At 40.1% G+C, this 14,929-nt stretch carries 15 protein-coding genes, 1 rRNA gene and 1 pseudogene (1 of these 17 running past the window's edge); 13 read left to right on the top strand and 4 right to left on the bottom strand.

The window, feature by feature from the left end; translation table 11 throughout:
• Positions 1-120: 120 nt before the first annotated feature.
• The 4 genes and pseudogenes from NMG86_RS03970 to NMG86_RS03955 all read left to right on the top strand — a co-directional run bounded on the left by NMG86_RS03970 (position 121) and on the right by NMG86_RS03955 (position 2,930).
• Positions 121-705: a Uma2 family endonuclease gene (locus NMG86_RS03970; RefSeq protein WP_026788763.1), complete on the top strand. Its 585-nt coding sequence runs from the start codon at positions 121-123 to the stop codon at positions 703-705.
• Positions 706-834: 129 nt separating this feature from the next.
• Positions 835-1,014 (top strand): annotated as a pseudogene (locus tag NMG86_RS03965) (putative toxin-antitoxin system toxin component, PIN family); the annotation flags it as partial.
• Between the two features lie 137 nt (positions 1,015-1,151).
• Positions 1,152-2,654 carry an arylsulfatase gene (locus NMG86_RS03960; RefSeq protein ID WP_026797059.1) on the top strand — a complete coding sequence of 501 codons (1,503 nt, stop codon included), beginning with the start codon at positions 1,152-1,154 and terminating at the stop codon, positions 2,652-2,654.
• A 15-nt stretch (positions 2,655-2,669) separates the two neighbouring features.
• Complete coding sequence (locus tag NMG86_RS03955) at positions 2,670-2,930, top strand: hypothetical protein (protein WP_043938854.1); 261 nt, start codon at positions 2,670-2,672, stop codon at positions 2,928-2,930.
• A gap of 436 nt (positions 2,931-3,366) precedes the next feature.
• Here the strand turns inward: NMG86_RS03955 and NMG86_RS03950 are convergent, their stop codons facing one another.
• Positions 3,367-3,504: a hypothetical protein gene (locus tag NMG86_RS03950; RefSeq protein WP_158442140.1), complete on the bottom strand. Its 138-nt coding sequence runs from the start codon at positions 3,502-3,504 to the stop codon at positions 3,367-3,369.
• Positions 3,505-3,846: 342 nt separating this feature from the next.
• Here NMG86_RS03950 and NMG86_RS03945 point away from each other — a divergent pair, with 342 nt between their 5' ends.
• From NMG86_RS03945 to NMG86_RS03925, 5 genes are all read left to right on the top strand, one after another.
• A complete protein-coding gene (locus NMG86_RS03945) occupies positions 3,847-4,548 on the top strand; it encodes a V4R domain-containing protein (RefSeq protein ID WP_026788759.1) in 702 nt (233 codons plus the stop codon).
• A complete protein-coding gene (locus tag NMG86_RS03940) occupies positions 4,545-4,811 on the top strand; it encodes a hypothetical protein (protein ID WP_026797058.1) in 267 nt (88 codons plus the stop codon). The genes NMG86_RS03945 and NMG86_RS03940 overlap by 4 nt, the downstream gene beginning before the upstream one ends.
• 189 nt (positions 4,812-5,000) lie before the next feature.
• Positions 5,001-5,462 carry a bilin-binding protein gene (locus tag NMG86_RS03935; protein ID WP_026794598.1) on the top strand — a complete coding sequence of 154 codons (462 nt, stop codon included), beginning with the start codon at positions 5,001-5,003 and terminating at the stop codon, positions 5,460-5,462.
• A 119-nt stretch (positions 5,463-5,581) separates the two neighbouring features.
• Positions 5,582-6,235 carry a V4R domain-containing protein gene (locus NMG86_RS03930; protein ID WP_026788756.1) on the top strand — a complete coding sequence of 218 codons (654 nt, stop codon included), beginning with the start codon at positions 5,582-5,584 and terminating at the stop codon, positions 6,233-6,235.
• A gap of 88 nt (positions 6,236-6,323) precedes the next feature.
• Positions 6,324-7,487, top strand: coding sequence for a pentapeptide repeat-containing protein (locus NMG86_RS03925; protein ID WP_026797057.1), 1,164 nt, complete (start codon positions 6,324-6,326; stop codon positions 7,485-7,487).
• A 13-nt stretch (positions 7,488-7,500) separates the two neighbouring features.
• Here NMG86_RS03925 and NMG86_RS03920 read toward each other — a convergent pair whose 3' ends face one another.
• The 3 genes from NMG86_RS03920 to NMG86_RS03910 all read right to left on the bottom strand — a co-directional run bounded on the left by NMG86_RS03920 (position 7,501) and on the right by NMG86_RS03910 (position 9,137).
• The gene (locus NMG86_RS03920; protein WP_026788754.1) at positions 7,501-7,983 is read right to left on the bottom strand and encodes a bilin-binding protein; all 483 of its coding nucleotides are present in this window, start codon (positions 7,981-7,983) and stop codon (positions 7,501-7,503) included.
• Positions 7,984-8,177: 194 nt separating this feature from the next.
• Positions 8,178-8,669, bottom strand: coding sequence for a 2Fe-2S iron-sulfur cluster-binding protein (locus NMG86_RS03915; RefSeq protein WP_026788753.1), 492 nt, complete (start codon positions 8,667-8,669; stop codon positions 8,178-8,180).
• A 162-nt stretch (positions 8,670-8,831) separates the two neighbouring features.
• A complete protein-coding gene (locus tag NMG86_RS03910) occupies positions 8,832-9,137 on the bottom strand; it encodes a hypothetical protein (RefSeq protein WP_026788752.1) in 306 nt (101 codons plus the stop codon).
• A gap of 90 nt (positions 9,138-9,227) precedes the next feature.
• On the opposite strand from NMG86_RS03910, the gene NMG86_RS03905 reads away from it, so the two are divergent.
• The 4 genes from NMG86_RS03905 to NMG86_RS03890 all read left to right on the top strand — a co-directional run.
• Positions 9,228-11,150 (top strand): serine/threonine protein kinase, encoded by a 1,923-nt coding sequence (locus tag NMG86_RS03905; RefSeq protein ID WP_026797056.1) that lies wholly within the window; start codon positions 9,228-9,230, stop codon positions 11,148-11,150.
• The gene (locus NMG86_RS03900) at positions 11,147-12,865 is read left to right on the top strand and encodes a hypothetical protein (protein WP_026797055.1); all 1,719 of its coding nucleotides are present in this window, start codon (positions 11,147-11,149) and stop codon (positions 12,863-12,865) included. Before NMG86_RS03905 ends, NMG86_RS03900 begins: the two co-directional genes overlap by 4 nt.
• A 205-nt stretch (positions 12,866-13,070) precedes the next feature.
• Positions 13,071-13,757, top strand: a complete 687-nt coding sequence (locus NMG86_RS03895; RefSeq protein WP_036832386.1) for a GvpL/GvpF family gas vesicle protein — start codon at positions 13,071-13,073, stop codon at positions 13,755-13,757.
• A gap of 341 nt (positions 13,758-14,098) precedes the next feature.
• Positions 14,099-14,929 (top strand): 16S ribosomal RNA (locus NMG86_RS03890) (it continues 660 nt past the right edge of the window).

Below are 14,929 nucleotides of genomic sequence, written 5' to 3'. Positions count from 1 at the left end.
TGGAATTTTAAAATTTTAATCCATGCTTTCCCGTACTGAGGCAGACGGTTTGATATAATCAGACTATCCGATAATATCCTAAAATTGCTATAAAATGTAAAATAATACCTTAAATTTGCCATGACTACTACCCAACTTAAATCCTTAAGTCTAGAATCTTTTCTTCAACAATATTATATTGATGAATCTCCTGCCTGGGAATATATTGATGGTAAAATCAGACAAAAACCAATGCCTCAAGGACAACATAGTAAACTACAATATAAATTCTGTGAAACGATTAACCAAATAGCAGAACCTTCTAAAATCGCTTATGCTTTACCGGAACTCCGTTGTACTTTTGGCGGGCGTTCCATTGTACCTGATATTGCTGTCTTTTTATGGAATAGAATACCCCTAACCCCAGAAGAAGAAATTGCTAATCAATTTGATTCTTTCCCTGACTGGACTATTGAGATTTTATCACCCAATCAAAAACCAACAAAAGTCATCGATAATATTCTGCATTGTTTAGAATATGGTTGTAAATTGGGATGGTTAATTGATCCAGATGAACGATCAATTTTTGTATTTCAACCCAATCAAATTTTGAAGAATTATAAGATTGATTCAGCAGAAAAGTTACCCATTTTAGAATCAATTGATATTAATTTAACGGTCTCTCAAATTTTTGGTTGGTTAAAACAGAGGCCGTTGATAGACTAATTGAGGGCAATGGCGAGAGGCTTAACACCAGAAATTTTAGAATCAATTATTAATGAAACCTAGACAATATTTAGTTTTAGATACCAATATTCTAGTCAGTGCGGTTCTGTCTAAAAAACTGTTGAATTTGTAGAAGTCAGAGAAATAATTAAAATGTGTCGTGATCCCAAAGATGATAAAATATTGTCTTTAGCTTTGAGTGGAAAAGCAGAATATATTATCACTGGCGATCAGGACTTACTTATTTTAAATTTATTTCAAGGAGTAAAAATAATTACAATAGAGGAATTTTTAAACCTAGCTAATTGAATAATGGATATATGTCAATATATTAAGATTGCAAATTTAGTATAACATTATTTTAAAAATACTACCATAATAATTAAGATTGCTGTAAAATAGCAGGTGTCTATACCCCTTTTTTAAACTTTTAGGAGAAATTAAAAATGACCGATAAAAAACCAAATATTGTCATCATTTGGGGTGATGATATTGGTCAATCTAACCTCAGTTGTTATACTCACGGTTTAATGGGCTATAAAACCCCTAATATTGATCGGATTGCCAAAGAGGGGATGCTATTTACCGACTCCTACGCCGAGCAGAGTTGTACAGCAGGGAGATCGGCATTTATCACGGGTCAATGTGTTTTTCGCACAGGCTTAAGTAAAGTCGGGATGCCTGGAGCTAATCTAGGAATGCGTGCTGAAGATCCGACTATTGCCGAACTCCTGAAGCCCTTGGGTTACGCCACCGGACAATTTGGTAAAAACCACCTGGGCGACAAAGACGAAATGCTGCCCACCAACCACGGCTTTGATGAGTTTTTTGGTAATCTCTATCACCTCAACGCAGAAGAAGAACCCGAATTACGAGACTATCCTCCCGCAGCAGATTTTCCTAATTACAAGAAAATGTTTGGCCCGCGCGGTGTCCTCGACTGTAAAGCCAACCCAGACGGGACTCAAACTATTGTCGATACGGGTGCGCTGACCAAGAAGCGGATGGAAACCATTGATGATGAAGTGCTGGCCAAAGCCAAGGATTTTATTGATCGTCAGGTAAAGGCAGGTATTCCCTTCTTTCTGTGGTTTAATACGACCCACATGCACTTCCGTACCCACGCCAAGCCTGGGAGTTTAGGGCAGTCGGGACGCTGGCAGTCGGAATACCACGACGTTATGATTGACCACGACAAGTGCGTTGGGGAATTACTCAATTATCTGGATGCCCTTGGGATCACGGATAATACTTTTGTCATGTATAGCACCGATAACGGCCCCCACATGAATTCCTGGCCCGATGCGGGGATGACCCCTTTTCGGAGTGAAAAGAATACTAACTGGGAAGGCGCATTCCGTGTACCAAAGTTGGTGCGCTGGCCTGGTGTGATTGAACCGGGTAGTATCTCGAATGAAATTGTCAGTCACATGGATTGGTTGCCAACTTTTGTGGCGATGGCAGGTGATCCAGATATTAAGGAAAAACTACTCACAGGCTATCAGGCGGGTAATAAAACCTTCAAGGTACATCTGGATGGCTATAACCTAGTGCCTTACCTAAAAGGCGAGGTGGAAAAAAGCCCACGACTGGAATATTTCTACTTCAGTGATGATGGCAACTTGATGGCACTGCGCTATGACCACTGGAAGACGGTTTTCATGGAACAACGGGTAACAGGTACTTGCCAGATTTGGGCAGAACCCTTTGTTGTGTTGCGGGTTCCAAAACTGTTCAATCTCCGTACCGATCCCTATGAGCGTGCAGATATTACCTCAAATACCTATTGGGATTGGATGTTTGATCACATTCCTTTAGTATTAGCAGCCCAGCCTATCGTTGCCAAATTTATCGCCACTTTCCAAGAGTTTCCCCCACGTCAAAAAGCAGCCAGTTTTACGGTTGATCAGGTGATGGAGAAAATTACCTCTGGTATTGCAAGTCGTTAATCAGCAAGAAAAATCATGATCAAAAAGCTGCTCGGTCTAGCATCTGCTCTCGAAATACTCACAGGTTTAGCCCTAATCATCGCTCCTTCGGATGTCGCTATGTTGTTGTTAGGGGATGGGGTTTCTGGTATCGGGACTGTGGTAGGTCGGGTAGCTGGCTTTGGTTTGTTTGCTTTGGGATTGGCTTGTCAACCGCGATCGCAAGATATTGACAGTTCTGATCAAGTAGTTTTGGGGATGCTCACCAAAAAACGAGCGAGAAGCCCCTGGCTTTAGACATGGGGAGGAAAGTGGCTGCGGTTTCAACCGCCTTCAATATTTCCTGATCTAACTGATTGAAAAGTTGAGTTAGAATAGATCGTAAGTAAAACAACCATCTGCGTGTTGAAACACTCTAGTATCGGAGAAATCCCGGCACAGTGAGCCACCACACTCCTTGAGGAGTAGTAAGCCTGTATAACTGACAAGTAATGGCAGAGTGTGAAGCGTACCTATCTGGCGTTGTGATGGTCTATGAAAACAAACACAATTTAAAAGTAAGCGCAATTGCAATATCTTTTATAAGGGTAGTTGTTTTGAGCGTGTAGAGGTGATTTGATAGCGCCTTTGAGAGTTTTCGGATTCATTCAAGAATCCCCGTGGCTTCAGCCCTGGGGAGTATCAACTACAATATCTTGATAGCAATCTACCTTATCCCCATTCAGCGACCATCCTAAAAAGGTGGCGTGGTGAGGAATCCCCGTCCGTTTACGGCGGGGTGGATGTCAACGTTTAATTGCTCAGAGGAAGTGGGTGAGCGATCGCCAACTTCCTCTTGATTTAATTTTTGAACATAAGGCGACTTAAACAAAAATCAATTCCAAAATCTGATACCCACTCCCCTCAAAAGTGGTGTTGATTTCCCTATCTGTCAGTGAGTTTCAAAAAATGTAGTGCTTCATGGCAAAGAATCGAGTTAAATTAGATACAACAGGTGCATTAATCAAATTGACTCAGAACCGCCGCCAGGAGAATTAATCCCCTATAACTTGAATTGACCGAAGAAAGGGGCAAGAGGTAAGAGGCAAAAGATGAAGTCTTTTCCCCCTATTCCCAGATCCGGTGTTCCCTGTTTCCTAGTATTTGTCAGTCCTAGGTTGAGAAATTTGACCCCAGTTTTAAACCCTGTCGATTAAAAAGGAGTATGCAGCTAATGGCTTCAAGCGCCGCCCCTCAACATCCTGTTGAGCATCAATCCAAACTCAAAATAAGTAATCCTAAAGCCCATAATCATTATCGATTTCAAGATTTTTTCAGCTTTGATCCGTCTATGGGTACGGTCACAGACTGGAATCAAATGCGAAATATCTTTACCAGTGAAGATTTTATCATCGGTTTGGTCGAAGGATTAGAGGAAGAAGTCGGTAGCGCCTCCTCGGTAATCATGTATACCATTGGCAAAGAATGGGGCGTTAAGGATGCTATCTTTTTCCAGCAGTGGTATGAGGCCGAATATGGCCAAAGTATTCGACAGTCTAACCTGATGTTTCTCTTAGAAACTTGGTGGTGGCCTTTTACTGCCCAAGGTTGGGGACGCTGGGAAGTGGACATGAGCGATCGCAAACATGGCTGTATCTTTATTAACCTATTTGACTCAGCCGTTGCCCGGACGTTAGGCGATGTGGGCAAACCCGTTTGTCATATCTATGCTGGATTATTTGCTGGATTTTTTAGCAATTTAGTTAAAAAAAGCCTAAGTTGTATAGAACTGCAATGTTATTCCATGGGAGAAACCTATTGTAAGTTTCTTTTGGGAAACCCAGATCGGATCGATGCTGCGGGTTTTTGGCTGAATGAAGGGGCCACCGCCAGGGATATTCAGCGAAAATTACAGGATGGAGTGGTGTTGCGATGAACAATCCCCCGGTTTGGCTCAGTGAATCTGTTCAAGACTTTTTCAGTAATCTTAACTGGTTAGGTACACCCGCGAGGGTAGAAAAGAGTCATCCGACTACTTCATCACAGTCAAATTTAACCCTATCCGTCGCTGATTTTTTTCAACGGATTGATTGGGAAGGAGTTCCCCAGGTCGGAGTTATGCCGATTATACCTGCTGCTGCTTCTAATACCCCGGATCAACTTGATGTTACCATCGACGATTTAATGGGTTTATTTTAACAGGTAATGGGTAATGGGTAAAGAAACAGGCAATGGGTAGTAGGTAATCGGCAATAGGTAAACAATCAATTCTTAAACCCATTACCCATTACTCATTACCCATTACTCAATTCTTAAACCCATTACCCATTACTCATTACCCATTACTCAATTCTTACACTGATTACTGATTACTGATTACTGATTACTATGCAAGCTGAATTAAATCAATTATTAGTCAAAGCGGAAAATCGCTATCTTCAAACCGAAGAATTGCTGGGTTTCAAGAGCTATTCAGAAACTTTAGCCCAACGATTAAAAATTTATGAATTTCTTCGTGATCGAGAAGTGGTGATTTTTCAGCCTGTTGCCGATCAAATTTCAGTTATATTTCCCCAGGAAAAACAAGAACGCTTAGAACAGGTTTTACAACAATGGATTCTGATTTTGCGCCATAGTGCAATGGCGATGTTATTAAATGATTCAGAATACCTTCAGCGACGAGTGATTGATTGGTTATCAGGTATAGTTCAAGCCCATAATACCCAAGCAATTGATACTCAAGTCTACCAATTGCTTAATACCCGTTTAAATGAATTACTCTCGGCAAAGGCAATGGTTTTTATCCAACCATTCCTAGAACAAGTTAAAAGTTACTTGCTAAAACCTTGAATAAAAAAGAGTTAATTGATTCTGATTAGCACTTTTATGGAAACCCTGGTAAAAAAATATCTGTTCATCACAACCGCGATTCGGTTAACTATCAACCGTCAATATCACCTGTTTAAATCATGATTGAAATCAACAATTTACTAATTAAACCTCAACTTCCGGGCAACTATTTTGCTTATGATGCTTATGTGAAAGGGGATCTGGAATTGGGCTTACTAGAAAATCGTCTTGGGGGTCGTTTACTAGGTCTTCCCTCAACCTTACTTGAAGCAATTTACACTGGATTAGAACAAGAAACAGGTCAAGCCACCCGCTTAGTCTTATTCAATTGTGGTCGCTGGTGGGGAAAAAATTTTTATGTCCGTTTTTGTGAAGAAATCAGCGAATATTATGACAAAACTGTGGCGCAAATGGAAATGATCGAATTCATTCAATGTTTACAACAATGTTGGAAAACCCATGGTTGGGGAACATTTGATTTGGATGCCCAATATACTAACACGGGATTTTTGATCCTGATTACCAAAAATTCCCCCTTTGCTAGTGTTGCTAAGGACTGGAATCGACCAGTTTGTTTTTTGGAAGCTGGAATTTTTAGCTCCTTTTTTAGTCGATTAACCGGACGAGACCTCCATTGTGTTCAAACAACCTGTGAGTCCATGGGTGCAGATTCTAACCAATTTATTCTCGGTTTGAGTAATCGTTTACAATCAGTCGAAGCCTTAGTAGATCAGGGGAAAGATCATGACACTATTCTGAAATCACTGGCATGAAATATTAATTAATTAAGAATTAAAAATTAAGAGTTACAAATTACGAGAATATTAATTCGTAATTCATAATTCGTATTAGGTTTAACCCATGGATGCGATTGAACTGCTGAGTCGATATGGAGATGGAGAACGGGATTTTAAGGGCGTAAGTCTGCGAGGTATGATTCTAAGTACCAATTCTTATCGACCCAATACCATACCAACTATGGGTTTGGCTAATATTCGAGAACCCCAAAATCGACCGCATTTAATTGGTGTCGATTTAAGTAATGCTGACTTAAGCGAAGCCCATCTCAGTCTAGTTAATCTCAGTAAGGCTAATTTGACTGGAGCCAATTTAACCGGGGCTAATCTCAGTGGAGCCAGTCTCAGTGGCACGATTCTAACCGGAGCGAACCTGAGTCGGGTTAACCTCGAAGGCTCTCACCTGAATTGGGCAAATTTGCAAGAGGCGGATCTGAATCATGGCAATCTCAAAGGTGCTGATTTTAGTTCCGCAATTCTCCTAGAAGCTATTTTGACTCAATCCTCTCTGGTTAAGGCCTATTTAATTAAGGCAAATCTCCATCAAGCGATCTTGAAAAACACGGATTTAACCCAGGCTAATTTGAAAGATGTAGACTTATCCGGTGCAGATTTGACTCAAGCTATTATTGTCCGAGCTAATTTAAGTGGAGCTAATTGCACCGGGGCTGATTTAACCAAGGCCCAAATGTTAAAAACTAATTTAAGACACGCTGATTTAACCGATGCTTTTCTTAATTCTGCAACTTTATTAGAAGCCGATCTCAATGAAGCTAACTTAACTCGTGCTAATCTGAGTAAAGCCAATTTGAGCAAAACTTATCTGAGGAATGTCTGTTTAAATGGGTCTCATTTAAGTGGAATTAATTTAAGTGGGGCTGATTTAGGCGGAATTGATTTAAGACAAAAATTATTAACGGGAATTAATTTAGCGGGGGCATATTTAAGTGAAGCCAACTTGGAAGGAGCTTTATTAATGGATGCTAACTTAAATGCCAGTAATTTAAGTTCTGCTAATTTGAGTAAATCTTGTCTAATTAATGCCGATTTAAGAAATAGTCATCTGGGTAATGCTAACTTAGCCGATGCGAATTTAATGGGAGCTAATTTGAGCGGGGCTGATTTAAGAGGGGCAATTTTAAAGGGGGCAATTCTAGCCAATGCCGAAATTAAGGGTGCAAAGTTACATGGAGCTACATTACCGAATGGAAAAGTTTATAACTCTTAAAAGTAAAGGAATTTTATGAAGGTCTTTTTTTGCATAAAGTATTGTAATTCATTTCAATTATAGGTAAAAATAGATTATTTTCTTCCGAGGTTAAATAACCTTTAATTACATCGGACATGGTTTGATGTGTTAATTCAGTTAGAGCTTGAACTTTAAAGGCTTGTAAAATTGTCGAAAACCAAATTAATAGGCGTTGTTGCAAATATTCGGGATCATCGATCAATAACGCCATGGCTGAATACCGTAAAACTCTAACTGTATCTAAATGCCATTTTGATTTTAAATTAACTGAACCTTGCATGAAAATATCAGGGTTCATTTTTTCCAAATTCTCTTGAATTTGATTCATGATAAGCGATTCATTATTTTTGATTTTTTGATAGGCACTGATCCGATATTTAAACGTACCAAAATAGGATTTTAAAAAATCCAGTTCTTCCGGTGTTGCATAACGACCATCAACTTCCACACTCAAACGTTCTAAATTAGTAAACATATCTTATACTGATAACTGTTGACTGATAACTGATATAGCAGTCGCCAGACCTATTAGGACAAAGAGTGATGCAGCAAAGCTAGACGGTGAAGTCTTTTCCTCCCAGATCCGGCGTTCCCTGTTCTCGTTCGACCGTTCGACTGGCTCACGGCTCACGACGCAGCCTGTTCCCTGTTCCCTGCTATAACTGTTTATTACTCATCTTTCGCATTCCGAGTTCGAGCTAAATATTCGCCCACTTGTAAACGAGTTTCTTTCAATTGATTCAGAATTGATCGAGTGATTAGTTTTCCAGTTTCCACAACCACTTCCCCAGTAATAGGATGTAGAAGTTCCTGTTCTGCTCGTCGCCCGACTAAAGATTCTATATCTTCGATGGCATCAATATACATCCCAGAGGGTAATTCAACAACAATACCCTCCCCAAGAACATGAGCTTGACAGGCCAAACGGGAATTAGGTTTAGCCGTTGTAATCACTTCTAAGGTTCTTTGTTCACGGCGGCTGACTTTAGATAAACCATCCATGCCATCCTTAATAAAAACATGACAGGTGGCACACATTCCCCGCCCCCCGCATTCTTTCAGAACATGAAGTTCCTTGGTCATCAATGCCGAAAGCAAATTAGAATTAGTCTGAACTGCCATTTCTTCCGCAATCGGTTCTAGTCGAAGTATTTTAGCCATTTGTTTAGATTAGAGAATCAAATGTAGATTGCACAAGTTAGCATTTAGATTCAAAATTTCAGGGACATTAACGTCCCATTATTGTGGCACATTAACAGTTTCAGTATCATTAGACAGGCTCGTTTTTCATCTCCCCTGTTATTTTCATAACAAATTCAAGCCTTAAGAGCGATGAAGTTGAGCATTAGGCTCTTGCACCCAAATTGCATAACCTTTTGGAGTTTTAGTAATGACAGTGCTGTCTCCGACCTTTCCCAGTTTAGCAACGATTTCTAAAGTTTTCTCAGCATTCTCTACCGCCTTAAAAAAACTGTAGTATTCCTGATCAACACAAACCGCAGGAACAGGTTGCTCCAAATCCGGCACCTTGATCCGACAAGTGCGATACTGATTTTGAGATTGAATGATTTTAGTTGGGGCTGGCCCTGTAACTGGTGTTGTAGAGTCTGATTCAACGGTCGAAAACATAAACACCCCTGGTTACTGGATAAGGTTAATTTGTCAGTAATACCCATATACTATAGGATAGGGCATTAACGAGGCGGTCTAAAACACACCATGCAGGCTTCTCGATACCGAATTTTAGGGTTAGTAGGACAAGGCCAGTTTGGTAAAGTTTACTGTGCCAGCGATCGCCGTACTGGAAAACTCGTAGCTCTCAAAGAACTGAGTCATCAAAGCGCCCCTACTCACCAATTTTTACAAGAACTATGGTTTATTATCAGTTTACAACATCCTAATATCGCCGCTTGTCTAGGTCTTGAACACATCCAGACCGGACGCTATTTAGTCATGGAATATTGTGAAGGAGGAACACTTCGTCATCTTGTCGAACAACAGAATTCTCTACGTCTACAAGAAGCATTAAACTTGATCATCGGCGTTTTAGAGGGTTTAGACTACGCCCATCAACGGGGTATTATTCACTGTGATATTAAACCTGAAAATATCCTACTCACCCTCAAATCCCAAGGGTGGCATCCAAAATTATCAGACTTTGGCATTGCTCGCCGTCTTCCCATAGCTGGAAAACTGTCCTCTTCAGAAAAGCCCTCCACTTTTACTGGAGGATCTCCTGCTTACATGGCTCCAGAAAGATTTTATGGTATTTATTCTCCTCGATCAGATATTTATGCGGTGGGGGTTGTCTTATTTGAACTATTGGTGGGCGATCGCCCCTTTCATGGGTTACCCGGTGAGTTGATGTCAGCCCACTTAAATCAGCGGTTAGAGATGTCTACAGAGATTCCTGAAGCCCTACAAACAATCATTCAAAAAGCCTTAGAAAAACTCCCAGCCCGTCGCTATAAAACCGCAGCAGAGATGGCAGAAGCATTGCAAACAGCCATAGTTAATCCTCAAATTCAAAGTCTAGCTAACTCTATTATTTTGGGGAAATTTCCTGATTCCCCCGAAGACGAACAATTCTCCAAAGCTCAGATTTCTAATCTAACTTTATCAGTTGATCATTCTATTCCATTATATTCCGTTGGAAATTCCAAATTCCCCCTAAATTGTATTACTAATTTTCCCTATCTTTATACAGCGTTTGGTCAAACATTAAAAATTTGGTCTTCTCCCCCTCCTGAAGAAACTCAGGTTATTGCTCAAAATCCAATTCATTTCCCAGAACCGATTTTAGCCATGCAAATGATGAGAAATGGGTGTTGTGTGATGACCAAAAATAAAATTTATTATGCGACTAATTTTCAAGACAATCCTAAATCCTTATTGAATTTAAGTGCGATTCAATCTCATACATCTTATGATCAAGAATCACAAGACTCTAATCAAGTTAAAGCAGAAAAAAACCATCCTTTAAATCCTTTAAATATAGCTTCACATAAAGATTTATTATATAGAGTTGCCATTGAACCAAAGGGTCATTATATGGCTTTAGCTTTTTCGGGACAATTACGATTTTATTCCCTTACGGATAAACAGGGTTCTCCCGCTTTAAAACTTATTAAAAAATTATCTCTTTCTGTTCCTCAAATTCCAGAACTTATATTTTTAGACCGTAGATATTTACTCGGAGTTTGGCTAAACTTCAAACAAAAAAACTGCACGTTGCTCAGGGTTTATACCCGCCGAGGAACCCCCATTGGCAACCTTAAATTATTCATTCCTTTAAAACAAATCATTCCCACTCCTCAACCCTATACTGTATTGGGTATTGGATGCGATGATCAACCTCAGCTTATTCTTTTACACCTAAAGCCCTTAAGTATTATTCGCATCTCCTTAAACTCTCCGCCCACCATCGCTTGCGCTACCTCCTGGGGATATGTTATAGTAGATAAACAGGGAAAATATACCTTCTTTAATTTAGAAGGAAAATTGTTAGGAGATTATCTTGGCCCTGTTCATCCTCAAGCCATAACCTCTTGGGGAAAAACAGGTTTAGCAATTCTCACCGCTTCCGAACCCCAGGGTGACTTACACTTTGTAAAATCTATTAATCTTGAGCAAGACCTATGAATAACAATCCATTAATAGAATCAATTGATTCCGTAGAAATCACAATAAATACTATTGAAAAATCATCAACAACCCAACCTCAAAACCTAGATGATTTTCTCGATCAAACCCTAATTAAATTTATTGATTTAGTTTCCTTTAATTCTATCTCTAACTCTCCTGAAATTCCCGCTAATTTAGTCCAAGCCATGCAAGAATTGATTCAAATTCTTGCTCATTTGCGATCTCCTAATGGAGCCTGGCCAAGCAATTTACCCCAAACCCCTGAAAACCTCATTCCTTATGTTATAGAAGAAGTTTCTGAAGTATTAACAGCTTATAGGGGAATTACGAATTGCGAATTACGAATTACGAATGGGGAATATTTTACTTCCCCTGCTCCCCTGCTCCAGCCCCCAGTTATTTTATTTCTTAATACATTAGTTCCTCAATTATTATGGAATTTATCCCAGACTTCCTATCAATTTATGCGACTTTTAACCGGAATTAATGCTGAAATTTTATTACCTAATCAAGATTGGACACCTGGAAAATTAAGATTAGTTGCCAGTTTAATTATTAAAACAGAAAATCTAGAGAGTTCAATCGATCTGGCAACCAGTTTTTTTCCTCCTCCCTTGATTCCGACTGAAGCCTATGTTCAATCTAATGACTGTTCCCTATGTCAACATCCTTTAGAAGTTCAATCTTTATTAACACAAATTACCCATAACCTTCAAGATAGTTTTAATCAAATTAATTTTTTTAATGATCCCATCAACACTGAAATTATTTATCCAAAAAGTCAATGGGAATCAAGTCAAATCCACATAAAAATGGGATTTCAATTTATTGCTGACCCTGAAACATCAGAAGTCAGTCCCTTTTATTATTCGCTAGAAAATGACCAAAAAGACGAAGAACTTTTTATCCATACACCCATTCAAAATGTTGAATATTCGATCCTAGCTTCCGTTTCTCAGGCGTCTTTATTCAAAACACAAATTCGACTAACTGACCCAGGAATCATTGAACCTTATATTCAAAACCAAATCCAAAATCATGGTTTACACTGGCTTAAACAACAAAAACAATCCTATAATCTGAACCTTTCTGCCGAACCCATTTCAAATCTTGATCTTCAAGCCGAACATTCCTCTTTAATCGACTTAATTGAAATTGCAGATGAATTAGTTGATATTATTTACAGTCCCCAATCTCCTTCCAGTTTGATGCGTCTTCAACCTGAAATACCACTAACAGAATTATCCCTAAGATTGCTATGGCAGATGGTTAAAAGCAGTTATAATATTATGCAACTTATTAGTGGAATTAAAGCCAAAGTCCTGCAACCTGGATTGGTTTGGCAAACCGGACACTTGAGATTATTAGCAGTTTTAAATGCCGAATTTCTAAACGATTCTTGGGAAGTAGATATTGCCAGCAGCCAACCTCTGAAATTTGACATAAATCTCCTTATCTCTAACTCGATTATCCAGTCAGATGACCATGAATGGTGTCGATTTCCTCAATCACTAGAATTTTTAAAAATGCAAATCATTAATTTATTAGAAACCACTCCTGAACTTAAAAGTTGGATCAAAGGAGTCAAAATAGATTGGGGTAATTCCCATGAAAATTTAACACTATCTATTCCTTGGAAATCTGGATTTGCCCAACTCAGCTTTGATTTTGAATGGATTCCCAATCAGTCATCAGTGAAAAATCAGTTTTAAGTCATTTCTAATCATCAATGATTCTTAAACATCGGACTTACGCAGAAACCGGGTTTTTGAACGATAAATCACCGATTTTATCCGTAAAATCAGGGTCAGAAACCCGGTTTCTTTGGTCTTGTGCGTAAGTCCTGAAACAGTTAAGACTTAATTTATAGTCATTAGCTTTCAAATGAAACTTTTACACTCATAACTGGTGACTGAAATGTACACTTATGCTTTTTTCAAAACACCCATATCACCCCTTAAACTTTCTTCTGGGATCAGAGGTTGTTTAGAAATTATCAATTTTCAAGGATTATCCGCCTTGGTAGAAACTGATTTAAAAGCTCAAGACCTCCCAGATACCGATGAACAATTAATACAAGCTATTTTAATTCATGATCAAATTATCCGTTCCGTTTTCGAACAAACCACCCTCTTACCGCTACGCTTTGGCATTTGTTTTCCTTCTGACATAGCACTTTCCGAGCATTTAGCCCTACATCAACAGGACTACTTGCAAAAACTAGAGCAATTCCAACATAAGACCGAGTATTGTTTACAGGGAATTCCTCTCGAACCCACCCCAGTTCTTACTCAACCCAACCCCATAAACTCGTCCCCCCAGAGAGGGCGAGACTACTTCTTAGGCAAAAAACAATTCCATCAGCGTCAACTGGAATATCAACAGCAACAAGCTCAAGAATGGCAAGAGCTAGTTGGCACCATTAGCCAAACCTATCCAGAAAACCGTTTCGCCGACAGCCAACCCAACCGAGAACGCATCTATATATTGATTGACCAAACCCAAACCCTCCAACTGCAAGACCAATTCAACCAATGGCAAAGCCAGTCCCACCATTGGCAGTTAAGCCTTGGGGATGCTCTACCTCCCTACCATTTCTTATAAAAGTCAACTGCCAAAACCAGTCTCAAAAAAATTTCCATCCTTTCCATATAAATATTGAAAGAAGCAATCGTCTGAAAGCCTGATGATACAAGGATTTCAAAAAAAAACAAAAAAATCTCAAAAAAAAGCTTGACAAACCAGAGCAGATTAGATAAATTAGTAAATGCGCTCGAGAAACGAAAGCGACGAGAGCGCACCGAACCTAGAAAAAAGAATACGTTTGAAAGTCGAATTTACAAACTCCTAGTCAAAAAACTAAACGAGGAGTCAACTGTAAAGTTGATGACTCAAAAATAACATGACTAATTAAATTAGTCAACAGAAGAGCTAACAGATTCTTCAAAACGGAGAGTTTGATCCTGGCTCAGGATGAACGCTGGCGGTCTGCTTAACACATGCAAGTCGAACGGAATCCTTCGGGATTTAGTGGCGGACGGGTGAGTAACACGTAAGAACCTGCCTCTAGGACGGGGACAACAGTTGGAAACGACTGCTAAACCCGGATGAGCCGAAAGGTAAAAGATTAATCGCCTAGAGAGGGGCTTGCGTCTGATTAGCTAGTTGGTGAGGTAAGAGCCCACCAAGGCGACGATCAGTAGCTGGTCTGAGAGGATGATCAGCCACACTGGGACTGAGACACGGCCCAGACTCCTACGGGAGGCAGCAGTGGGGAATTTTCCGCAATGGGCGAAAGCCTGACGGAGCAAGACCGCGTGGGGGAGGAAGGTTCTTGGATTGTCAACCCCTTTTCTCAGGGAAGAACACAATGACGGTACCTGAGGAAAAAGCATCGGCTAACTCCGTGCCAGCAGCCGCGGTAATACGGGGGATGCAAGCGTTATCCGGAATGATTGGGCGTAAAGAGTCCGTAGGTAGTCATCCAAGTCTGCTGTTAAAGAGCGAGGCTTAACCTCGTAAAGGCAGTGGAAACTGGAAGACTAGAGTGTAGTAGGGGCAGAGGGAATTCCTGGTGTAGCGGTGAAATGCGTAGAGATCAGGAAGAACACCGGTGGCGAAGGCGCTCTGCTGGGCTATAACTGACACTGAGGGACGAAAGCTAGGGGAGCGAATGGGATTAGATACCCCAGTAGTCCTAGCGGTAAACGATGGAAACTAGGTGTGGCCTGTATCGACCCGGGCCGTGCCGAAGCAAACGCGTTAAGTTTCCCGCC

Source organism: Planktothrix rubescens CCAP 1459/22, from assembly GCA_904830895.1.
Lineage (GTDB): Bacteria > Cyanobacteriota > Cyanobacteriia > Cyanobacteriales > Microcoleaceae > Planktothrix > Planktothrix agardhii.
This window is presented reverse-complemented; position numbering and strand designations above follow the sequence as displayed.